This is a genomic window from Chryseobacterium shigense (assembly GCF_014207845.1).
Taxonomy (GTDB): Bacteria; Bacteroidota; Bacteroidia; order Flavobacteriales; family Weeksellaceae; genus Chryseobacterium; species Chryseobacterium shigense_A.
In genome coordinates this window covers 90,892-115,471 of the sequence record NZ_JACHLC010000005.1, presented here as the reverse complement: position 1 = coordinate 115,471, position 24,580 = coordinate 90,892, and the positions used below count along the sequence as shown (strand labels likewise).

Here is a 24,580-nt window from a genome sequence, read left to right as displayed (position 1 = left end):
GTCAGAAGTTAAAAATATCGTTAATCCCTCAAACATACTGTTTTAAATTTCTTGCCGAACTGTTCATAAATTAATATAAATTTTGTTGAGACTATTATTTTGATTTTGAAATCCGGTTCATCGATTATGAAAATGATGTATGAAATGCCATTTCTTTAGTTATAAGTGAGGATCAACGGACTATTAAAATTAATTATTACTTCAAATTTTAAACTAAGAATATGAGAAAAGAAACACGCAAAACATTAATACTTCCCTTTTGTTTCCTTATCAACATATTTAACGCACAAGTTGGAATTGGAACAAACAATCCACAAGGAGCCTTACATATAGACGGAGCTAAAGACAATCCGGCTTCGGGAACAATAACACCGGCACAAATTTCCAATGATGTTATTGTGAATAAAACAACCGGATTTATTGGTGCAGGAGTTCTAAATCCCCAGGTTCAGCTGGATATGAGATCAGCAGGAAGTGAGAATTCTCTCGGTTTGGGTACAACAACCATGTCTGCCGTCACAGCAGGAGCAGGTGCCACACGATATGATGTAACCAGTACCCCTGTAGGAGCTAAAATTGAAGTTTCTGATGGTGTGGCATGGAACAAAGCTTATATTGCCCCTCAAAAGGCGGTAGTTGTTATCCGAAAAATTTCAAGCCAGTCAATACCATCAGCTTCTGCAACTACCATTATCAACTGGAACGAGGTACGTGACATGAGCAACAGCTTTGATCCCAGTTCCGGTGAATTTACAGCTCCGCGAGACGGAACCTATACTTTTTTATTAACATTTAATTTTAGCGGTGCTGTTATCAGTGACGGATCCAGGGTTGAATCACAATTTTACAACCCTGCTACAAGTACTGTTCTTGCCAGTGTATATAAAACTTTTGGCCAGTCTATGACAGGTACATCCGATGATGCCAACTCTACGCGTTCAACACAAGCCGGAGGATCAAGTACGGTTACCCTTACGTTAACTGCAGGAACGAAAGTAAGTGTCAGATTGTATCAAAACCTTACCACAGGTTCCATCCCACTAAGGGTTACCAGTAATGCTTCGGATCCGGCGAATCCAGATGACGGATTTAATAATTTAACTATAATAGAACATTAAGATACAGATTATGAAAAAGAAAATCAGTGTAATTTATAGACTATTTACTTGCATCTTAATTTTTTCTGCAATGAAGACAAATGCACAAGTTGGATTTTATACAACAACCCCTGCACAGCCTTTGCATATAGATGCCGGAAAAGATAACGGCTCTGCTCCTGATGCAACAAAAATATCCAATGATGTTGTTATTACATCGGAGGGCCAAGTTGGTGTCGGACTTTTAAATCCGGTTACTAAGGTAGATCTCAGATCATCCAGCGACCAGAGAATTATTGGTTTAGGCAGTGCTACACAAAGCCCATCCGCAGCAGGCGGAGGTGCACTGCGCTACAATACCGGCGGATTTCTGGAGTATTCCGATGGTGAGCAATGGATAGCATTACCGCTTACGGCCCCAACCAAAGCGCTGGTAAATGCCAGTAAAGGTTCAGCACAAAGTATTCCAAGTGCAACTTCTACAGTTATTACCGGCTGGACAGAAACAGTTGATCTGGGTGCAGGTGCCGGAGGTGATTTCGATCCTACTAACGGAATTTTTAAAGCTCCGCGTGATGGTTTTTACCTGGTTTCTTTCAACATTACCCTGGCTAACGGAAATATTCCTAAAAATACATTCATAGAAGCTGCAATAGAAAGCAATCAAAACACGGATAACATTCCTGTATTTAAAACAATAAATTCTTATCCTGCGTTTCAGGCCGGTGCCGTAAGTAATTTCATAAGTGGTAACTGCAATGCTATTTTCAATCTTAAAAAAGATGATACTATAAAATTTAGCGTAAGGCATAATATAGGCAGTGCCCGAAACACTTTAAATGACAGCAAGTTAAATAATTTAAGCATCAGCGAACTGTAAAAATAAATCATGATGGGACCAAAAAATAAAATAAAAAGGTTGATGAGTGCTTTCATTGTTTTGTCACTTGCAACAACACACACAAACGCACAAATAGGAATAGGAATACCCAATCCTACAAATCCTGTCGAAGTTAAAACAGATGCAGGTAATATTATCATAAATAATTCCGGGAGAATAGGTGTAATAACAGCCAGCCCCAAAGTAGCTCTTGATCTGCGTGGAAGCACAAATGGTACCATAGCGATCGGGAATACTACAAAAACAGCGGCGCAGGCCGGTGCAGGTGCATTACGGTATGTGGCAAGCCCTGCCATTGGTGTAAAAGGTTATTTAGAATTTTCAGACGGTTCAAACTGGGTGAGTTTTTTCCCAAAAGGAAAACCGCGTATTGTAGTAATGGCAAGTAAAACAACCCAGGATACTTATGTATTTGAAAGCGCTACTCCTTCAGAAATAGGAACCAAATCCGGTGTTGTTCAAAGAAGGTCTTCTTATTTAACTAACTGGACTGAAAAATTAGACTCTGATTCGGGTGTACCAACTTCAAATTTTACTCCGGCTACAGGTGAGTTTATTGCACCGCGTGATGGTGTATACTTTGCGACTTTTACTTTTGCATTACAATCCAGCCAGGTAAATACGGGTTCCAATAATCAGACAGAGGCAATCTGGGAGGTTAGAAATTCAGCCGGCACCATTACCCAAAGAATAAAAACGAATAACGGATATGCTTCTGATACCGGGGCAAGTCCTAATGCAGTACCCGTAGGTTCGGCCTGTACTGTAAGTGTATATCTGAATAAAGGGGACAAATTAAGGCCTTTTACCTGGATAACCGTAGCATTTGATGGCACAACCAGCCAGTTTGATGTTTCAGGAAGCGGAGCTTACAATGCACTTACGATAGTTGAGCAGTAAAACAATATCCAGAAATAATACTTTCATTAACAGCAAATACTGAAACCGTTGGTGGCCACCTGATTATAAGTCAGGTGCTCTCACCAACCGAGCTGTAGAACCCCAGAATCTGGTTACATTTTGAAGGTACAAAGAGTCCGGAATTTTAGATTACGGTTTATAATTATTAGTAATAAGCATATTCTGGCTTAGTTTACGCCATTTGGCTACTGTATTTCTGCTTAATTTAAAATAACGAGCAGTCTCGATATTGTTTAGATTGTTTTTTTTCTGATAATTAAGAATTTCTATGATAGCTGATTGATCATAAGATCTGTGCCGCTGGTTAAGAACATTATTTTCTCTATTCTGAGATCCAAATATTAATGAGTTCAATTTAATTACATCAAGAAAGGATAAGTCTTTTTTTCTTAAAATAGACAGACATTTTTCTTTATTTTCAGGGCATCTTTTTATAATAATGTCATTATAAATTCTCTTGTAATCAGGTTGTAGTTTTTCCATATAATTTTTTGAAGGCACTCCTGTTTATTTCTTCGTTTCATTATTTTTATATTTGGCTATCCATTTATACAGTGTGGTTTTAGGGATCCTATATTCGGTTATAATCTGCTGCTTTGTTTTTTCATTATTTTCAATAAGCTCAAGAATAAACTCTATAACTTCTTTTGTGTAGATGTTTTTTCTGAATTTCGGCAACTCTGATTTTTCATTCTGCTTATGATACATCTCACTGGCCGGAGCATATAAAATCAAGTGTTGAGAGTATAATCTAAAAAAATCATATTTCAGAAGTTTACTCCATCTTAACAGGATTTCAGCATCGAGGCTTTTTGATTGATATATTTCATCCACATCATATTCCGAACAATTAAGAAAATTACAGATCCGTGATAGATCTACATTACATTCCAATACCTTTTGATGTATTAAGAGTCCGATATGAATATCTTTTATATTAATTGAAGCCACTATGAATTGATTTATTAATTATTTTCATTTTCTCTATGAACTAAGGGGGTTACTAATTTCTTAAGTCTTTTTGCTTATTTTTTATAAACCATGATTTATAAATGCAAAATTAGAAGCCTCAATATTTTGGGGAAAAGAAAACAACTAACGATATCTCACAGTGCATCATACGATTTCACACGCCTTAAATAACTGTCTGATTATCATTATTTTTAAATGTACTGTTTTGAATAAGTGTAATGGAAATCGTTTTTAATAACCGGAACGAATGTTTTTACAAATTAAATTCTTGAGATCCAGATATACATATTTTCATCAGAAGAAATATTGAGTTTTCTCCGGATTCTGTATTTTTTTGCCTCAACCGCCCCAACAGTCATTTTTTTGATGGTTGCAATTTGTTTAGTATCGATGTTGAGTTTTATAAATGCACAAATTTCTATATCGGAAACTTTCATCGTAGGATTGATTTCAAGTAATTTTTTATCAAACCCGGAAAAAGTTTTTAAAAAAAGATGATAAAAAGAGGGGTCGTTACTCATTGCAAGTTCAAAAAGCTGGCTTATTGAAAGTGCATCCTCTTGTTTTATTTCTGAAAAATTATCTGTTATTTTAATATCAGAAATTGAACTTTTATTTCTTGAAAGTTCATATTTCTTAAATACCCAAAAAGAGATGATTGCAAGTGCTATAAGTAGAATAATGATTGGGTAATTGCTCTTGCTGAAAGTTTCCGGACTTTTTTGTTTCTCATCCACTTTAAGACTAACCTCTTGTAAGTTTCGTTTTCTTACGATATCGAGACTGTCTTTTAGACTGTTCGTTTTTTCAAGATACTTAACCCGGTTATTTACATCTTTTTTCTCGGCATAAACATCTGCCAAATCATTATAGATGTATTTAAGCAAAGCTTCATTGTTACTTTTCTTTGCATAAACTTCAGCTTCTTTAAAGTGATGGATTGCGCTATCGAGATAATACCTGTTATTTTCTTTGTTTTTAGATTCAAACTGTGCCTTACTTTTATGGTAGACGGCTAAATCAAATATATTGCTGTTTTTTGTGATATATTTTTCTTGTATTTTGAGATAATAGCCGGCCTCTTTATATTGTCCGTTATTGATATATGCAACAACCAGACATCTACTTCCGTTAAGCATCCAATTCAATTTGCCCGGATTGCTGTCATCCATCTTATTGGCTTCCTCAAACATTTTTTTATTGTAATATATACAATTCTTCATGTCTTCGAATTCATCATAAATACTACCCAGAATAAAGTAAGAATTTACATTGATATTTTGTCTCTGAGCAGTATCTTTTACAAGAGAAATATATTTGGAAGCAGATAATACCGTATTTTTTGATTCTTCAAATAATCCCAAATACAAATAGACATAACCTCTATGTACTTTTGCCATACATATACTATAGTAATCATCTATTGCAAGTGCCAATTTTTCAACTTCTTCTGTACTGGCAATTACCTTACTGTATTCTTTTCGAGCATTTATCCGGAATACCTCCAGCTTTAATAATGCTTCTATCTGTCCTTTTTTATAACCAATGTTTTTGGATTGATAGTATACTTCTGCACATAAAGCAGTATAGTTTTTGTCTTCATTATCAAACAAAACCTTTTTAACCGAAAGATTAATACTATCTATTTCCCTAACAGTCAATTGTTTTTGTGGAAAACAAAAAATAAAAGAGAAAGAATATAGTAAAATAATACTTCATATTCATTTAAATTAATAATTATATTTCACTAAAAGCTTTTTGAAAATATAAAACAAAACCTTTGTGAAATTACTGAAATAAATAATATTACTAAAAATTTTCCTGTTTAAATATTTAATTTTCGGGTGTCTGTTATTATGAATCTTATCAATACAATTTTCTATATCAATATCTTCCCTATTTGAAATAATGAAATTATCAGAAATGCCAACGATCCTTTCAATTTTCCTGCAAGAGCATAAAAAAACACTTACAAGAGGGTAAGTGTTTTTTTTGTGGACCCACCTGGGCTCGAATATTTTTTATTTTTTCCTTTATTTATGGGACTTTCAAGCATTTCAATTTTCAAAGGGGGCGTTTTAGGGGACTATTTTCAGAAGATTTACTGATTTAAAACTAAATCTGCATTTAAATGAACTCCATAATAGTCTTCCAAAAACACATCTATAATTTCCTGATTTTCCTCTGACATTAAGAAATTAATTTCTTCTTCATTAAAATTTGGAATTCCAAAATTTTTCATATAATTTCCATTTAGTGAATAATATTCAGAGGAATATGGCTTACTCGTTGATTTTATATAAAACCAAAATAATCTTGATTGTAAAATCTTTTTTATTACGATCATTTCTTCTACTGTATGTCCTACAATAGCTTGACCATTATAAAATAGTAAATCGACATCACTACTTATTAAGTAAGTTGGTATTTTGTCTGAAAATTTAGGGAAAAATATTTTATTACCAATCTGCTCTAATGATTGAGTTCTTCCAAAAGCAAACCATTTCTCATATTCACCCTTACCTTTATCTCTCATCGCTAATATTTTTTTCTTTCGTTTAAAATATTCATAAGCGTTAGGATACATTTCCTTCAAAAAATCTTCATCAAGAGCTTTGGGTTTAATTTTATTATCATATGGAAATAAAACCTTTTCTTTTACCTCTTCAAAATTTATACTTCTACTAAGCTTGTTTGAATTAAGAATATCTTTACATATTCCCTTTTCTATAGGGTACAAATCGCCGTTCTGTAAATAATAAAAATCATTGTCTTCAGCTACGGGTTTAAAAATATAAATATCATTTTTTAATGTTGCAATACCATGTCTAGTACTATAAATCTCTCCAAAAGATTTACCTACAGCTTCTATTCTAGATATAATTTTATTATTATGTAAATTCCATCCTTTCTTAGCATTTAAATCTCCATAGTAAATTGTTTTAAAATCATTGGCATCTTCAGGTAATTCTTTCTTTACAGATCTATAGTATTGGACATGATTTTTCTGGGTATTTTCTAAGAAACAAATACATGTATACGTACTCTTTGATTTGAAAATTTGTTGGGTTCCAAAATCAATAATTTTAACTCCAATCATATTATCTTCAAAATACCTTCGTAAAGATCTACCGTTTAAACTTTTAAAGAAAGTATTCATAGTAATATAGCCCAAAACACCATTAATTGAAAGATTTTCAAAACCTATTTGAAAAAAAGGTATATATAAGTCTGGATTACCTGAGTTACATACAATCCAATTTTGAAGATTTTCTTTTACTGCATCATCTAAATTTCTAGCACAAACGTACGGTGGGTTTCCAACTATAATTTGAAATCCCTCAAAATCATCATAATATTGATCCCATCTAAAAGTTAAAGCGTCACCTTGATGAATATTAAAATAAAACTCTTCAATATCTTCACCTTCTTTTAGAGCAAGCAAACTAAGTAATAATTTGCTTCTAGTAACTGAATACTCTTGAATATCTAATCCAAAAATCTGATTTTGAAAAATAGATTGGTAATTATTTCCAGTTAATCTGTTTAATTCAACAGCAGCAGTATATAAAAAGCCCGAACAACCGCATGATATATCAGCAATTTTAACTTGTTGAAGGACATTAATATTTTTATTAAAAGTTTCACTTATAATATATTCTCTAATTTCTGATGGGGTGTAAATAGCACCATTTACAATTCTATCGGAAGGAGAAATTACAAACTCAAATAGCTCGATAACATCTTCAATGTCTAAATAATCTTTCTCTTTTTTTATTAATTTAATAAACTCCTCTAAAGTAAAATAATCCTCATCATTTTCGGTTATTAAGTAATCAATTACAAATTGATTATGAAGCACATCTATCTTATTAATATATAAAAATGCAGAAATAATAAGTCGGTCTACAAACCAAGGGTTTGATTGACACTCTTGACTTAAATATTTTGTTGCGTTTTTCATTTAAATACTACTTAATTGTTTAGTATAATTTCTATACTCTCGATATAAAATTAACATTCTATCTTTTAATATTTGACTATCTATAACAGATAAAAGATTTTCACAATCTTCTATTAAACTATCTAATTGCTCTATACGGTAGATAATTTCATGTTGAGGTTTGTGGAATTTTAACTTATAATACATCCATTTTCCTAATTCTGTATGATACATTATTTTTCCATCTGGGCATCTATAAAATTGATCATCATAATTATCTTCACATGGATCAATAAAACCTTCATTATTTTGATTATGAATAAATTCATTACCTGTAGGCCAATGAGCTCTTTTGGAATTATTACAAGATCTACAAGCGTAGACTAAATTAGAATAATCAGTATCTTTAATAGTTTTTAAATACTTTTTGGGAACAAAATGATCTAATTCAAACCAAACTGTTCGCCAGACATCAATATCATTACAATAGCCACAACGGTTATCAAAATCTATAATTAGATCGTTCCTGTGATCATTATATTTTGCAACAGAAGCGATTATTTTTCTTCTTTTTGGAGTTGCTTTTCTAAATCTATCCATTTAATTTTTCTGATTTAATTTTTTAAGTTCCTCCAAAATTTCTTTAGTTTCATTAACGAAATCATTTAGTTTTGATATTGAATTTCTTTCGATTAAACTTGCTGGTAAATCCTTACCATTTGGATTTAGTTCATCAAATAATATATAAAGTTTCGTTAGCTCTTCTTCCTCACTAACATTTAATCCCTGAGTATTTCGCTTTTCTACTAGGTTCTCAATTTTCAGGTTGGTATCGTCAATTTTTTTATAATAATTTGTGATATTAGATAGGATTTTTTTCTTGAAAAATTCCAATTCTTCCTCATCTTTATCATCTTCTATAGTAAGAATATCTTTACTGTAGATTATATGCACATCATCAGTATGACTAATAGCCTGATTAGGATAAGAAGTTAACATGACAATTGGAAAATATGGTCTTAAATACTTCATTTCCTCAACTATTTTATTTCCATTAAAAGGAACTTCAGCATTTTCTTCTAATAAATAATCTGTTACTATAGCATCAACATCACTATCAATTAATAATTTAGTGATTGCTTGAATTGAAGATTCTGAATTAACTTCTATTCTCTCAATATCAAAATCATCTTTAAATGTATGATAAAAGGTATTTATCCAACCTTTATCTTCGTCTATGTATGCGATCTTATATTTCATTTTCTAATTTTAAAACTAATCTTAAATGTTAAACCTTCATCTATTTTTAGAATTGAAATAGATGAGTTATTATATTCTTCAATGATAGATTTTACTATATAAAGACCTAAACCAGTCCCAATTTTATTACCCTTATTATCTGTTTTTGATGATTCATTCAAATTAAAAATTTCCTCAGGCATATCTTTATATTTTCCATCTAGACCTTTACCATTGTCCGAAAAAATTATTTCGATATTATTTTCATTTTTCTTCCAGCTAATTTCGATTTTTTTTCCTTCTTTATTATAACCATAATGTGCATTTATAGAATTTGAAAGAAGATTATTAAAAATCGAATCCATGTTTACCTCAAAGGCTCTTACAGTATGTTCTTCATCATCCTCCTTTTTTAGTTCCAAACTAATATTCCTTTGCTCTAAAGCTTTGCTCCAATTAGCCTTGAAATTCTCGAAATATTTTGAAAAATCTAAATTTTTTCTTTCTCGTTTATCTATTTTTAGAGTGCTTAAAGAATAATCTAACCAATGTTTTAATTTTATGTCTTCATCTCTCATTAAATTAATCATATAAAAAGGATTATCATCCTGATCTAGTTCTTCTGAAAGCTTTACTTCATCCAAATGCTTTTTCAACTCACTTAACAAAAATTTTGTTCTTGGTACAAGCCTAGCACGCAAACTTCTTACTTCATGAGCAAAGGATGATATAATCAGACCAACACTAGCCAACCCTCGCAATAATCGCAGTTCTTCATCCTTTTTTTCATTAGATTTCTCTAAGATAAATATTGTATCAGCCATCTGCTCTTCACTATCGGAATAGTCTGTTGATTCTTCAGAATTTGGCTCATCATCATTTTTAGGTTTTTCAGCTCTTTCTTGCTTTTGTTTACGTATTCTCTCAGCTTCTTTAAGACCAATTCTTAACATTTCCACATCAAGATTCCTAATCGAATTCAACCTAAATAGACTATTCATTACAACATTTCTATCCTTTTCAAAGAGTGATATTATTTCAAGTAAGATATTTTTAAATAATTCAAATTCGTCATTTTCTATTAAACCTTCTCGACCTGATTTATCTTGAAAGCTTGTATTATTTAGTCTTGAAATTTTTACTGTTCCAGCTATTTGATTTGGTCTAATTCTATATCCTCCTAACCTTTGCCCTGCTCCACCAGGACTTTGGGCTTGCCGCTCTCCAAGTCGTAACCAATCATCTCCATTTTCACCATACGGTCGTATTCTGAAATCATCTCTAAATATTTTAATTCCTCCAAACTTTCTTAACCACGCCCTTCTATTTGCACTATTTATATTTTTATAAGGATATTTTTTCACATCATCTTGATCATCAGAAATCGTATTTTTTAAAAAATAAAATGTAAAATCAAACTTTCCAATTCTTTTGAGCATATCCTTATCAATTTTATCTGATAAAAGTTCAGAGGTTGGTAAAGTAAATTTAATCGTATCTTTTTTGAAATCTTCCAATCTATAAGGATATTTTTTCATTATATCAAAATCGAAAATACCTGAATATCTATTTTCGAGAACTTCTATATCTAGCTCATTCCGCAGTATTTCTACATTTAATATTTCATTTTCATAAGATGCATTAATTTTGTAATCAAAATCATCATAAAAGGCTCTTTTTACTTGACCATACTCTTCTAAATTATTAAGAAGAAAAAAATCAATATTAAAGTCTTTTTGTTCTTCTGGAGGCAAAAGCATTTCTAAGTTGGAAAATAATTTATTAAGTTTATCTTCATCCCACTCATCATTGAGTTCACTAATTTCTATAATTGTACCAGAGGTAAAATCAGTTTTATTTATTAATTGCTGGATGCGAGTAAATGAAGAATACTTAGTTATTAATTCTTCTTTTAAATTTATATTTTCACGTTCTGTTAATAATGCCTCTATATCAGATACCACAGCACCTTTTACATCAAAATCTTTCCAATCTACCGTCCATTCAAAACCTAAATTTTCGCTATTATCAATTGTTGATATATCATCATCCTCTTCTTTTACAATAAGTTGAGGAATAGATAGCATATTTGTTAGCATACCCAACCTATTAAGAGCAAATCTACCAATACCTTTTGCACCCGTTTTTATTCTTCCATTCTCAGTTGTATATTCATAAAGCTTATTATCCGTCCCAATAGTCATCCATTGATTTTGAATAATATTGCCACACATTCCAACACCATTATCAATTATGTAAATTGTACTAATTGATTTATCAATTTTTCTATTTTCAATTACTACTCCTTCAGAAGATATTATTTTTTCATTGTGATATTTAAGGTCAAAGATCAGTATACAATTGGTAGCATCAGCATCATATGTATTTTTGACTAACTCTATAATTGCTCCTTCCTCTGTTGAGAAATTTTCCAAGCCTATAAGTTTTGCGGTTCTTGCAGAAACTTTAAATGGTACTTTTAATGTATTATTACTCATTAATATCTTATTAAGGTGGATTATTGGTTTTAATATTTAGGCATATGTATCTGGCTAATATAGTTGCTGTAAATATCTAATAACTAATCTACAAAAATAGCCTAAAATAATAATTTAAAATATTGTTTGAAAATAAAAAACAACGAGATATTAATCTCGTTGTTTTCTAAACAAATACATTGCAAAATTACAGCAATAACCTATTTTATAAAAATTTCTCCAAACATGCAATATTACAGTTAGCAATACATAAAAAACAAATTTTAAAATTCCGATTTTATCCTTGCAACATTTTTATATTAGACTTTGCTTGTATTAGTTTTAACCATTATTATTTTATTTCAAATTACTTAGCGAACAGATTTCCTAGTGAGAAATTTTTAAAGCTTAAATAGGTACATTTCTAAGATTGACTTACTTTTTTCAATGTATCTTCATTTAGAAACTCCCATCACTAAAGTTTTGAGAGGAATATATATTGGTCCATCGGATGCTTTATAATTGTCTGATCCACCTCTGCCCTTTACTATATCTTCTATATTAGTAATAATAGTTTTAGAGATATATTAACCTTAGTTACTACTTGAAATAGCAGGCACGACGAGTTTATTGATCCTTGCTGACAATTTCCGATGAAACTCTTTTTTCACAAAATCATCATCTCCTTTATATTGATTGTAAATATCTTCCAAATTTGCAAGATATTTATTCCTATTATTTGTATTCAAGATCGGAGATGCGAACTCAATAAACTTTTTAACTCCAAAATATTTCAATCCTAGAAATTTCAAATATTCATCAAAAGCTTTTGCGCTCTTGCTATTTAACTGAGACTTCACAAGACCCTGAGTAATATCTGGCGAAATTTCATTTACAAATGAGATATTAACAAAAAGTTTGTATAATTCGTTACCCAACGAATGAAAATTCTTTCTGATAGATTCCAGAGTCCGTATTTTACTTTTTATGGAAAACCGATTAAATTGACTCACTCGCTTCACTCTCAGCTCAATCCTAATAAAGCTATTATTCTTTGAGACTTTTTTTACCAAATGCTTCCTTCTTACCTTGCTTGCATTTTTGAAAACTTCATTTTGTTGAGATTCTCTTTCTAATTTATTATATACAGAGACTTCATATTTTTGATTTTTAAAATTAACAGTATTTCCAATTCGTAGCGTATTTTCCATACCTTTCATTCTTGAAACACTACTCATAATAGAAGCTATATTCATATTAAACCTGATATTTACCCCCAATTCGACCTGAGTAATTTTTGCCTTCCAAAATTTTTCTTTTTCAATCCCGAACTCGTGCGCATACAGTTCGATTATTTCAACAAAATTCAAATAATTTAGATCAGTAAAAGGATTTAAATTTTTGATGCGGATAAAGTCTTTTCTTATGTTTTGACAAACCGACAATCTACCTTCTTTTGCGTTCAATTTTCTTTTAAAACTGATGAACTTATTCTGGTATGACAGCTTTTTGATAATATGTTCTTGTTGAACTACAATTTCAGATTTTGGTAAATTACAATCTTCAGCTTTTACCTTTTGTGACAAAAAAGAAATCACATCAGGGTCAGCTTTAAAAATTTCAAATCCACCTTCCTCTCTTATTTTTATAAATTTTGTCGCTAAGATATAATCGCTTAGCGATACATTTTCAAGATAAAATTTAATTAAATCTACCATACTACTTTTTTTGTAAAAATTTTTCCAGTTCTGCTCTATTAACATAAATCTTCCCGTTCCTATTGGGCTGAGGAGCATCAAAACCTTTTTTCTTAATCTATCAAATGTTGATCGGCTCATATTGAATAACTCCAACGTTTCTTCTACAGTCAAAATTTCTTTGGATTTTATGTTTTCTAATGCTAAAGATTCTAATACTGCTATTCTTTTTTTAAGTTTGTTAGTGCGGTTCAGTAAGAACAGAAACCGTCTTTCTTTTAATTTTCTCATTTTATATAACACTTTCTTATATAATAGCAGGGAAACAAAAGTAAAATCCTGAAAATTGCGTTAATTTTTTGTTAAAGTTTTCTTACAAAAGTTAAAAAACACGAAAATAGACGACTAAAAGCCGCCTATGAAGATCACACATCGAATATATTTGAAACTTTTCACTTGTATTACTCAGTGAAGTATAGTTTTAAAAGATAAAATTCATTCTAAATAGTAAGTTTTTACTTTCGGTTCCACTGAAGCCGATCAGATTACCCGTACTTGTTTCTTCTTATATTATGACTTGCATTTTTTACTTATTATTTTAGTAAAACATATCATGCTTTTACTTGCTTTCCTCTTGTTTTTATTTTCCTTTAAAATCTTGATATTCTAAATATACACCCTTTAGAGAGCATTAAAATGTAATCTTATAAGTTCCCATTGAACTTACATCGGCTTTTTCAGCCTTTACATATTTCTTGATCCAACCAATTGACGTTGATACAATGCAAGAATCTGAACCCCCTCCCGATCTTCTGGCAGAAACTACATTCCCTGCCTTGTCTACGGTATAGGCAATCGTAACAGAACCTCTTGCCGTGCAACTATGAGAAGGTTGTTCTCCTCCTCTTCCCATTGTTCCAGGAATATAACCTATTAATTTTCGATCAATTCCCACTTTGCTATTACCGTTTCCATCACCGCCTAAAGGATCTCCTGTATTTTCATTTTGGATTACTTCTTTTCCTCTTCCTTTTATAAGATTCCCAAAGACAGGATTTTCTTTTTCATTCTCAATATATTTTTCATTTTTATCAGTTCGATAATATTTAATTTTTTCTGCCATCATAAATCCTTCAACATCACGAAAAGTTATCTTATCTAAGCTATTGGTAATACCCTGAATATACGCCTTACTATTTTTACATTTTCTGGAAGTAAAATCAATAATATTCCCGTTATCATCTTTGTACATTTCGGCTTTTTCCAGCTTTTCAGCTTTTACATTCGTATAGGAAGCATAATATCTGACCTGGTTAGCACACGTGGTATCTAGCAAAAAGAAATCTAAGCTTTTTTCAGCTCCAACCAAGATTCCTTCTTCATTGAAGTAGTAGTTATAGGATGTTTTACTATCTCCGATATGCCCCCATAAATCATCAGATTTACTGATATAGACAATTTTATTATTTTTTCTAATGATTTTATAGAATAAATCCCATTGAAGTTCAAATTCTTCCACTGGATTATCGGTTTTACTTTGTTTTATTCCACCGTCAGTCAGTTTAACATACTCAATAACTTTTGAAGGCTGATTTTTCAAAACTTCTTTTACAAACAGCTTAGTCTGCTTCAATTCGTTTTCATAAGAATCTTGGGAATAAAAAACTGAGAAAAGACTCAGAGTGATAAGTACGATTATTTTTTTCATGATTAATTGATTTGTATTGAGTCTTCTTCCAATTTTTCATTTTTCCTATTGTTGAATTCATCCTGATAGATTTCGCTCGATTTATATTTATCCGCAGAATAGTTGTAGGTATTTTCATAAGCAGGCGGATAGGATTCATTAATTTTGTATGATTGTTTTCTTTCTTTAAAAATTTCCTCATGTTTTAGGCTTTCATCTTCAAATACAACCTTTGTTAATCCCAATATTCCGTAAGCTGTAATGAGGTTTTCTTGTAAATTTTCATCTCTGAATACCAATTTTCTTAGAATCACTAAGTCCTCCTCATAAATACCGATATTTTTGTATCCTTTTTTTGAAATACTATTCACAATAAAATTTTCAGAACTTTTCTCACTGAGCTCTTCACCAATAAAAATATTTTTAAACGTTTTTATGAGTTGAGGTTGTGAAATCATCATATCATCAACAATCTTATTCTGTATTTTAGCCCGATCAGGCTTTAAGAAGAAAGCAGAAACGCTAAACAAGATGATTATACCAACTATGATATAAAAAGAATAACTTTCTCCTGACTGCATTTTTTGAGTGATGTAAAGGTCATTTACAGCCTTTTTATTAACATCTTTATCACCTGAATCCTGAACCTCATCAGGAAACATGATCGAAATATCCCGTAGTATTTCTAAAGCAAGATCATTATTATATTGTTCAACGATTTTAGGAATCCTGAAGAGTTCAATAATTGCCCAGATAAAAAAACCTCCCACGGTAAAAATATACAGTATCAGCCAACCCCATTTTTTAAGGTAGGCGTAATGCCATCCTAAAAGAAACCAAAGCAGGTAAGATATTCCTACAGATTTTTTTCGTCTTTCAAATTCACTAATGAAGATTCGTTGTTGTTCTGAGTTCAGGTCTCGAAATTTTTTCTGAATCAGATAAGAAAAGTTTCCCATGATTATTAGTAACCATTCAGTTCCAAAACGGCAATTTAATACATAGAAAAAGCGTGGAACTTAAACCGTATTAGTAACCGAGGTACTGCCATACCCAACGCACATAATAGGAAAAGCCCACGCATGACGGGGCGATTCACTATTTAGTCTCAGTGCGTTAGAAAATTGGCAGTTTTCGGTAACGAGAATAAACAGCTTACGCTTTTATTTTAATTATATTTTTATCTTTTACAAATTTATTAATTTATCCGAAACGAACATTACTCATTACGCTTTTAAGATTATTAATATTTGAATTTGTATAAATCAAAGTATTGGCAATATTTACATGTCCTAGTAGCTTACTTACAATAGGAAGGGAGATATTACAATTGTTCACCAAATAAGAAGCAAAAGTATGACGTCCAACATGAAATGTTATATTTTTATTGATCTTACACTCTTTTGCTATTTCTTTCAGAATAGAATTTCCTACTTGATTACTGACCTCTCTAAAGATTTTTGTATTGGACTTTTGACTTACCATATATTTCAAGAGTAATGTTTTTATTTGACTATTCATTGGAATATCAATATTATGCTTAGTTTTTAACATCTTCTTTGATATAATTCCTTTGTTAAAGTCTATATCTGATACTTTCAATGAAAACAGGTCAGAATACCTTAAACCTGAATAACAGGAAAGCAAAAACATATCCCTTACTGTATTAGCTAAAATACTATCGCTTTTAAAACCTTTAAACTTAACTACTTCATCTTCATCTAAAAAAACAGTTTTATGCTTTGGAGTCTTAATTGTAAACATATCTTTACCGTACGGCTGCTCAATTTTTGCTTTTTTATATCTATTAGCTTCATTTATAATACATTTCAAGCACTTATGATGATTGTAAATACCCCCATCTCCAATATTCAAGCCTTTTAAATAATTATCAAATCTTGTGATAAAAGCAACATCAATATTTGAAGTAGATATTCTCGGTTGAAATGCTTTTAATCTGCTACGTAAAGTAGCATACTTATATTTAGTATCATCACAAATTTTTGGTTTCTTTATTTCCATGACTGAATCGAAAACATCATAAAAATTGCTGTTCTTTGTCCCATTTAAAAATTTATCTATATCAGAAAATGATAATTGATACCCTGCAATAATGCTATCTGTGCAAAATTCCTCTAAATCGCTTTTTCGCTTATCAATCATCTTGTTCAGATTTCCATATCCTTTGCCTATTGCACGACCTGCATCCGTATCCCAATGCGAAGGATGTATTTTTTCTCCGATTGAAATTCTTTTTTTATCTCCATTCATTCTGATTTGAATACATATAGGACATTCGCCTGTTTTTTTATCAGTCTTATCAGTTCTGATGATTGCTTTAATGATTGGTTTTCTCATTTTATAATATTTTAATTGTTACTTTCTTATTCATACATCGGTAACAATTAAAAAATCAGCTAAGATAGATAAAAAGATTAAAATATCAAATTAATAATTTGATAATCAATCAATTACAATCATGTTAAAGTTTATTAACTTCTCGTTAAAGGGATTTTTCAACAATAAAAAAGTATATTTCTTTATAAAAATTGATAGTTCTAGTTACAAAAGCACTCATTAAATACATTGCTTTTTGGTCATCATATATTCGATTTTCAATTTTTGTCCAATATTCCTTATCATCAGTTATAAAGAATTCTGATGCTTCTAGATCTTCGGCTTTCAGTTTAGGGTTTTCACGATTACCATGACTTCGATTCTCTTCTAACGAAATAGCTCTCAAATTAGCATTCATATTATGCCAATCTCTAATTTGAGGATTAACATTTTGTTGTTGATATACCCAACTACTTGGATATATGTGATCATAATCCCATGGTCTATTTGTATCACTTAAAACTTCCAGACTATTGAATTCCCGAAAGTTTTTATTAAAATAATCTCTCTGACAATAAATCAATACGTTACGATTCCAAGCTAATTGATTTGCAAGATGGTTCCATTGGTTTTTATAAATCTCAGATTTTTCACCTTCATCAAAACCTTTTTCATCCAAAGCATTATCAAAAAGTTTTAAATATTCCTCCTTTGAAGGATAAAACTCATTCCATCTGACTTTCTTTTCAATCACCATTTTATAAACTACTTGCAGATCGGATATTTTAGGCATTGTAATAAATAGATAATTGCTGTAAGCAAGTTTTTGTAAGCTTTGATAAGTCCAGAAAGATAATTTTGACGACTCACCCCATATTTCTTTTGGTAATTTATTTTTATCCAAAGTAAATAATGTTAAATAGAAAAAGCCTTTTTTTATTTCTGAGAAACTCTCTGGTTTGATGTTGTAATAATGAATATAAATCCAATTTAGATAAAAAAGAAAGATTTCTGGGTAATCATTTATTAAACTTTTCACTAAGATTATTGGTAATTTGATTTTATTTTCAGACAATAAAATATCAAATGATCTTTTAAAAACTTTATTTGCCATACTTTCATTATCACTACCAATAAAGTCTTCCAACCTTTTTAAAAAATCTAAATTATTTAATCTATCTCTAAATTGATTTACACTGAACGAATTTGGATAATTATTTTGACTTAAGTCAGACCAAACCAACCTATTAACAAATGATAACAATCTTGAAGGTTGAATAAAATCAGCACTGATTGATTCTACTAATTCTTTACTTTTTGGAAATTCAGCCTTATAGATCGAATAAATTAACTCTTCTCCATTAAGAGGAGTTCCTTGTGAATTTAATCTTACAAATAGTGTAGGATCCTCTTTTTCTTGGCTATTAGCTACTTTTATTAATGAATTACTCAATACTATTGCTGGAATTGAGTAACTCGTCAAATTCTTGCTTATTTCGTCAATAAAATCATCGAAAGCATTTGAAGAAATGAACTCTTCATATAAGCTCTCTTTTTGATTATTCATTTTTATATCAGCAATCTGATTAATTAATTTTTCTTTTGAAGATGTAGCATCTTGCTTTCCATAAATATATTTTAATAGAAAAACTAATGGAATGGGAAGATTTGCATCAAAAGGAAAAACATCGATATTTTTCAGCTCAGTATATTTTACATTTCTTCCAGCATTCCTAAAAATATCTAATGCTCTTTTTCGATCAGAGATACTTAGAGTAGAACTATTGTTTTTTGCTTGATAACCCCAAGGATGAGATCTTGTGAGAACTCTGATTAAATATCTATTAGTATTACTAACTTTTTCAGGATTCAGATCAATCCAAACCGTAGGAATATGATAGTAATTTTTATTTTTACTATCAAAAAATGTTGCAGAACCTTCTTCCCAAGGATTAAAAAATCCTAAAGAAATTGAAGTGGAACGTTGCTGACCGTCTAATAATTCAAAGGTACTATCCGTAGTTTCTGCCAAAAGAAATGCTCCAATAGGATAACCTCTCAAAATCGAATCCCAAACAGTTTCTATTTGATTTGGCTTCCATACAAAAGATCTTTGTAAAATTGGCAACTTAATCTTCTCATCACCTTTTAATTGCCAATTGGCAATATTTTCTAAAGAATAAAATTGGTTTTTTGATACAGTCATGATTTACGTTAGTTTTTTTTCAAATATATCGAAACAAACTAACACAATCATCAATTCTGAATATACGAGGGGGGGGGGCGGATCGGGGGACGTTATTGTGACGAACCATGACGAATGATGACGAAATAAATCAACAAAAAAACCCCATAAACAGGGGCTTTTTTAATTTTGAAGAAATTTCATTCTTCACTTTCGTGGTCCCACCTGGGCTCGAACCAGGGACCACCTGATTATGAGTCAGGTGCTCTAACCAACTGAGCTATAGGACCTCAAAACTTGGTTAAATTTTGTGATTGCAAAAATAGCAAAATTTCTTTCACTACAAAACTTTTTATTGCTTTTCTTGACAAAGTTCTACCAGTACACCATTCGTAGATTTTGGGTGTAGGAATACAACTAATTTGTTATCAGCACCTTCTTTCGGTTCATCGGAGATAAACTGGAATCCTTCTTTTTTTAATCTTTCAATTTCTGTAAGGATATTTTCTACGCCAAATGCCAAATGATGGATCCCTTCACCTTTTTTATCTATAAATTTTGAGATTGGGCTTTCGGGATTACTCGCTTCCAGCAGCTCAATTTTACTTTCCCCGGTTTCATAAAAAGAAGTCATTACCCCTTCCCTTTCCACCGTTTCTTTTTTATAAGACTCTTTTCCTAATAATCTGGTAAAAAGTTCATCAGAAATTCCCAAAGATTTTACGGCGATACCAATATGTTCTAGCTTCATAAACACTAATAAATATAATTAAATCGTAAATTTGATACCTGAGCTGAATTTCAAAGGTATCAATTCAAACAAAAGTACTAAATTTGCATAACTTATGGAAAGTAACAGACAAAGAAAAGTAGCACAGATCATTCAGGAAGACTTCGCAGAGCTTTTCCGTAAACAATCTTCGGAAAGCAAGCAAAGTATATTGGTATCCGTTTCAGATGTAAAAGTATCTGCAGATCTGGGTATTGCTAAAATTTATTTAAGTATTTTCCCGCAGGAATTCCGTTCCGCGGTGATGAAGGAGATTGAAGAAAACAAACCTCAGTACAGAAATTTCATCGGCCAGAAAATGGCAAAACAGGTACGTATTATTCCTCAGCTTAACTTTTATCTGGACACAGCTCTTGATGATGTTGAAAAGCTGGAAAGAGAATTAAGAGGTGAAGGCGACAATCCGGTTTTATAAATCTTGAAGAATATTGCATTTTACATAGCATCCAGATACCTTTTGGCTAAAAAAGGGAGTACCGCCGTGACCTTTATTACATGGCTTTCGGTAGGCGCAATGACTGTTGCTGTAACTGCAATGTTCGTAATTATCTCAGTTTTTTCAGGCCTTGAAACCCTGAATAAAGACCTTATCTCCAATCTTCACGCGGACCTTACCCTGGAAAGTACTTCAGGAAAAACAGTGAAAAACCTCGATAAGGTCACAAAAGTTTTAGAAAATGACAAAGCGATCAGCAGCTTTTCCCGTATTATTGAAGAAAAAGTATACGTTAATTATAAAGGTAAAGGTGATATTGCTTATTTAAGAGGAGTTGATTCCGCTTACATAAAAGTCAACCCTATTGATAAGGACGTTTTCTACGGAACTTATCCAAGTTTCAAGTACTCCAATGAAGTATTAATGGAAACCAACCTTCACAACAGGCTTTCAATTCCTATAGATTCCACCAGCAATTATGCTACAGTTTTTATGCCTAAGCCCGGGACCGGTATTATCAATAAAGAAGAAGATATATATAATAAAAGAGATTTTCTTGTAACAGGAGTTTTTCCGGGAAAAGAACAGCTTGACAGTTATATCATTGCCCCTATAGAACTTACAGAAGAATTGCTTAGCCTTCCTAAGAAATCCGCATACCAGATTGTAATTAAATTAAAAAATCCGGACAATGCAGATGCTGTGAAACAAAATCTTCTTACCTCGCTGGGGAAAAATATTGAAATAAAAACCAAAGAAGAAGAAAATGCAGCCTTCTGGAAGATGATCAATACAGAAAAAATGTTTATCTATCTGATCTTCGCACTGGTTATCTTCATCACAACCTTTAACCTGGCTGGGGCTATTATCATTCTTCAGCTTGATAAAAAAGAACAGGCAAGGTCCCTTATTTCATTAGGATTTCCAATCAGTCACTTAAGAATGACGTATTTCTATACCGGACTTCTTATTGTAATTTCCGGAGTGATTTCAGGACTGATCGTAGGAACCCTGCTTTGCTATTTCCAGCTTTATACCGAATTCTTCAGAGCCAATGAAATACTTCCTTTTCCTGTAAAAATCGTCGGAAAAAATTACCTTATCGTAGCATTTACCGCTTCCCTATTCGGAATTATTATTTCCTGGTTCTTTTCCAAAATCAGCAAAGACTATATTACCAAAAGTTAATATACATTATTTAAAATAAAATCAACTTCATTTTCAATTTTTTGTACCTTTACGGCCCAATTTTTTTGAAATGAAACGAATTTTATCCTTTTTTCTTCTGAGTTCTGCAATTTTTCTTGCATCAGCACAGGCACCTGTCACGTATTATGACGGAACAGCAGGTTTAACCGGTATAGCTTTAAAAAATAAGTTAAGCCAGATTATTACGGATGGTCACCAGGCTAAAACCTATAATGGTTTATGGACTGCTTACCAGACCACCGATCGTGATTATTTCTATGAAAATGACGGAACTGTTTTGGATATTTATTCTGAAAATCCAACAGGACAGGATCCGTATAACTATACAATCATTACTAACCAATGCGGACAGTATAACAGCGAAAGTGATTGTTACAACAGAGAGCATATTGTTCCTCAAAGTCTCTTTGATGAGGCTTCCCCAATGGTAGCTGACGTAAATTTCATAAGAGCAACCGACGGAAAAGTAAATGGTATGAGATCGAACTATCCATTCGGAAAAGTACAAAACGCATCCTTTACTTCACTAAACGGATCAAAACTTGGAAGCTCTGCATCTCCAGGCTATGGCGGAACTGTATTTGAACCAATTGATGCATTCAAAGGTGATGTCGCCAGAATGATCTTCTACTTTGTAACAAGATACCAGTCTCAACTGGGAAGTTTTACAAGTGCAAACGGAACAGGAGACATGCTTGGAACAACAGCATTTCCCGGATTACAAACCTGGGAACTGGACCAGCTTAGAGCCTGGCATATATCAGATCCTGTATCATCCGCTGAAATTGCCAGAAACAATGCAACCTATGAATACCAGCAAAATAAAAACCCTTTCATAGATCATCCTGAGTTTGTTGAGCTGATTTGGGGATCAGCCGTGGCAGATACACAATCTCCTACAGCGGCTACCAATTTAGTTGCTCAAAATCCTACTTCAAGTACGATGTCTCTGAGCTGGACAGCTGCTACGGATAATATTGGTGTGGTAGCCTATAACGTATATGCTAACGGAGTATTAAAAGCAACAGTTTCAGGAACTACGGCAACAGTTCAGGGCTTAACACCATCAACAGCTTATACATTCTATGTAATTGCTAAAGATGCTGCCGGAAATTCTTCTCCGCAAAGTAATGATGCAAACGGAACAACACTTGCAGGACAGCCAAGCGGAACAAGCTGTGGAACAGAAAATTTCAGTAATATTCCAGCCTCAGATTCCCAATATTTAACAAGAACATGGACCAGTAATAATATTTCCTGGACTGCTACCGCTGCAAGAACTGACGAAACTGTTAATGGTAAAGCGATCACCATCAGAAATGGAAATTTAACAAGTTCCGCAATTTCAGGAGGTATTCAGAATTTAGAAATAAAAACCCAGCTGAAATATGGAAGTACAGCAGGAACTATGAACGTACTGATCAATGATGTACAAGTAGGTACCATATCTTATACAGCAGAAAAAACAGTGTCTACAATAAACATCAATAATATTAATGTAAGCGGAAATGTTGTAATTAAAATCGTTAACCCTGTCTCTGCCAGTGGAAACAGAGTTGCCTTGGATGATCTTACATGGACATGTTTCAACACATTAGGAACTTCAGAAGTGAAAAAAGACAAATCTGAATTCACCATCTACCCTAACCCTGTTAAAAACAATGAATTATTTGTTAAAGGTGAAAACCTGGGCAAAATTTCAAAAGCAGAGATTTATGACCTTTCAGGAAAACTGATTGAAGTGATTGCAAATCCTTTCAAAAACTCCAATAAAATTAACCTTAAAGGACTTGCCAAAGGAAATTATATCCTAAAAACAGACAGCTTCTCTACAAAGTTCGTGGTAGAATAATCTGTAAAAAATATTTGAGAACAAAGACCGATTTATTCGGTCTTTTTTTTATTTTTGATCTATGGATTCCAATAAAAAATTAGGACTGATAGGAAAAAACATCTCCTATTCCTTTTCTAAAAAATTCTTCGAAGACAAGTTTCAAAAGCTGATGCTGAAAGACTTCACTTACGATATTTTTGACCTGAATGAAATTAATGAAGTAGAAAGTCTCCTTAACGATCCGGAACTTTTAGGATTCAATGTCACCATTCCCTACAAAGAAAAGATTATGGATTATCTTGACGGCCTTAGTGATGAAGCGGAAAAAATTGGCGCCGTAAACTGTGTTCTGATCAGAGACGGTAAAAAAACAGGTTATAATACTGATGCTTTCGGTTTTGAAAAAACATTCCTTCTTCACAAAAAACCACATCAGAATAAAGCTCTTATCCTTGGAAACGGAGGCGCCGCAAAAGCAGTGAAATATGTTATGGATAAACATGGAATACCATCAATCACCATTTCCAGAAATTCCGAAATTAATTTTAAAAATCTCGACAGCGAAACTGTGCGCGGTCACCAGATCATTATCCAGTGTACGCCCGTAGGTACCTTTCCCAATGTTGAAGACTGCCTGGAATTTCCCTTCGAAGGAATCACTTCTGAACACCTGATCATTGATCTTATCTACAACCCTAATTATACCCAGTTCATTATTAAAGCATCTGAAAAAGGAGCAAAAACAGTGAACGGTTATTATATGCTTGAACAGCAAGCAGAAAAAGCTTGGGAAATTTGGAATTTTCAAAAAAAATAACCTAAATTAGTACCTTAATTGGCTTTGCAGCTATATTA

Annotated in this window: 20 protein-coding genes and 1 tRNA gene; 7 read left to right on the top strand and 14 right to left on the bottom strand. The window is 31.9% G+C overall.

Features of this window, described 5'->3' with window-relative positions:
- Window positions 1-221 precede the first annotated feature (221 nt).
- The 3 genes from HNP36_RS16650 (at window position 222) to HNP36_RS16640 (ending at window position 2,898) form a co-directional block, all read left to right on the top strand.
- A complete protein-coding gene (locus HNP36_RS16650) occupies window positions 222-1,118 on the top strand; it encodes a hypothetical protein (RefSeq protein ID WP_184166746.1) in 897 nt (298 codons plus the stop codon).
- A gap of 70 nt (window positions 1,119-1,188) precedes the next feature.
- Complete coding sequence (locus HNP36_RS16645; RefSeq protein WP_228456417.1) at window positions 1,189-1,977, top strand: hypothetical protein; 789 nt, start codon at window positions 1,189-1,191, stop codon at window positions 1,975-1,977.
- 9 nt (window positions 1,978-1,986) lie between these two features.
- Window positions 1,987-2,898, top strand: coding sequence for a hypothetical protein (locus tag HNP36_RS16640; RefSeq protein ID WP_184166752.1), 912 nt, complete (start codon window positions 1,987-1,989; stop codon window positions 2,896-2,898).
- 150 nt (window positions 2,899-3,048) lie between these two features.
- Here HNP36_RS16640 and HNP36_RS16635 read toward each other — a convergent pair whose 3' ends face one another.
- The 14 genes from HNP36_RS16635 to mce all read right to left on the bottom strand — a co-directional run bounded on the left by HNP36_RS16635 (window position 3,049) and on the right by mce (window position 20,207).
- Complete coding sequence (locus tag HNP36_RS16635) at window positions 3,049-3,402, bottom strand: helix-turn-helix domain-containing protein (RefSeq protein WP_184166755.1); 354 nt, start codon at window positions 3,400-3,402, stop codon at window positions 3,049-3,051.
- Window positions 3,403-3,426: 24 nt separating this feature from the next.
- Window positions 3,427-3,753: a hypothetical protein gene (locus tag HNP36_RS16630; RefSeq protein WP_317168980.1), complete on the bottom strand. Its 327-nt coding sequence runs from the start codon at window positions 3,751-3,753 to the stop codon at window positions 3,427-3,429.
- A 398-nt stretch (window positions 3,754-4,151) separates the two neighbouring features.
- The gene (locus tag HNP36_RS16625; protein ID WP_184429288.1) at window positions 4,152-5,552 is read right to left on the bottom strand and encodes a tetratricopeptide repeat protein; all 1,401 of its coding nucleotides are present in this window, start codon (window positions 5,550-5,552) and stop codon (window positions 4,152-4,154) included.
- Window positions 5,553-5,992: 440 nt separating this feature from the next.
- Window positions 5,993-7,855 (bottom strand): Eco57I restriction-modification methylase domain-containing protein, encoded by a 1,863-nt coding sequence (locus tag HNP36_RS16620; protein ID WP_184167050.1) that lies wholly within the window; start codon window positions 7,853-7,855, stop codon window positions 5,993-5,995.
- A complete protein-coding gene (locus HNP36_RS16615) occupies window positions 7,856-8,434 on the bottom strand; it encodes an HNH endonuclease signature motif containing protein (RefSeq protein WP_184167047.1) in 579 nt (192 codons plus the stop codon).
- The gene (locus HNP36_RS16610) at window positions 8,435-9,094 is read right to left on the bottom strand and encodes a hypothetical protein (protein WP_184167044.1); all 660 of its coding nucleotides are present in this window, start codon (window positions 9,092-9,094) and stop codon (window positions 8,435-8,437) included.
- Window positions 9,091-11,571, bottom strand: a complete 2,481-nt coding sequence (locus HNP36_RS16605) for an ATP-binding protein (protein WP_184167041.1) — start codon at window positions 11,569-11,571, stop codon at window positions 9,091-9,093. Before HNP36_RS16605 ends, HNP36_RS16610 begins: the two co-directional genes overlap by 4 nt.
- 572 nt (window positions 11,572-12,143) lie before the next feature.
- Window positions 12,144-13,538, bottom strand: a complete 1,395-nt coding sequence (locus tag HNP36_RS16600; protein WP_184167038.1) for a hypothetical protein — start codon at window positions 13,536-13,538, stop codon at window positions 12,144-12,146.
- 400 nt (window positions 13,539-13,938) lie between these two features.
- Entirely contained in the window at window positions 13,939-14,955 is a 1,017-nt protein-coding gene (locus HNP36_RS19285; RefSeq protein WP_228456415.1) for a hypothetical protein, read from the bottom strand.
- Window positions 14,956-14,957: 2 nt separating this feature from the next.
- A complete protein-coding gene (locus HNP36_RS16590) occupies window positions 14,958-15,704 on the bottom strand; it encodes a hypothetical protein (RefSeq protein ID WP_184167035.1) in 747 nt (248 codons plus the stop codon).
- A gap of 433 nt (window positions 15,705-16,137) precedes the next feature.
- A complete protein-coding gene (locus HNP36_RS16585; protein ID WP_184167032.1) occupies window positions 16,138-17,292 on the bottom strand; it encodes a site-specific integrase in 1,155 nt (384 codons plus the stop codon).
- 145 nt (window positions 17,293-17,437) lie between these two features.
- Window positions 17,438-19,477, bottom strand: coding sequence for a DUF262 domain-containing protein (locus HNP36_RS16580; protein WP_184167029.1), 2,040 nt, complete (start codon window positions 19,475-19,477; stop codon window positions 17,438-17,440).
- Window positions 19,478-19,672: 195 nt separating this feature from the next.
- Window positions 19,673-19,746: transfer RNA gene (locus HNP36_RS16575), tRNA-Ile, on the bottom strand.
- Between the two features lie 62 nt (window positions 19,747-19,808).
- Complete coding sequence (gene mce, locus HNP36_RS16570) at window positions 19,809-20,207, bottom strand: methylmalonyl-CoA epimerase (protein WP_184167026.1); 399 nt, start codon at window positions 20,205-20,207, stop codon at window positions 19,809-19,811.
- A gap of 94 nt (window positions 20,208-20,301) precedes the next feature.
- On the opposite strand from mce, the gene rbfA reads away from it, so the two are divergent.
- The 4 genes from rbfA (at window position 20,302) to HNP36_RS16550 (ending at window position 24,542) form a co-directional block, all read left to right on the top strand.
- On the top strand, window positions 20,302-20,661 hold the full coding sequence (gene rbfA, locus HNP36_RS16565) for a 30S ribosome-binding factor RbfA (protein ID WP_184167024.1): 360 nt from the start codon (window positions 20,302-20,304) through the stop codon (window positions 20,659-20,661).
- A gap of 3 nt (window positions 20,662-20,664) precedes the next feature.
- Complete coding sequence (locus tag HNP36_RS16560) at window positions 20,665-21,870, top strand: ABC transporter permease (protein ID WP_184167021.1); 1,206 nt, start codon at window positions 20,665-20,667, stop codon at window positions 21,868-21,870.
- Between the two features lie 70 nt (window positions 21,871-21,940).
- On the top strand, window positions 21,941-23,743 hold the full coding sequence (locus tag HNP36_RS16555; protein WP_184167018.1) for an endonuclease: 1,803 nt from the start codon (window positions 21,941-21,943) through the stop codon (window positions 23,741-23,743).
- Between the two features lie 61 nt (window positions 23,744-23,804).
- Entirely contained in the window at window positions 23,805-24,542 is a 738-nt protein-coding gene (locus tag HNP36_RS16550) for a shikimate dehydrogenase family protein (protein ID WP_184167015.1), read from the top strand.
- The last annotated feature ends 38 nt before the right edge of the window (window positions 24,543-24,580 follow it).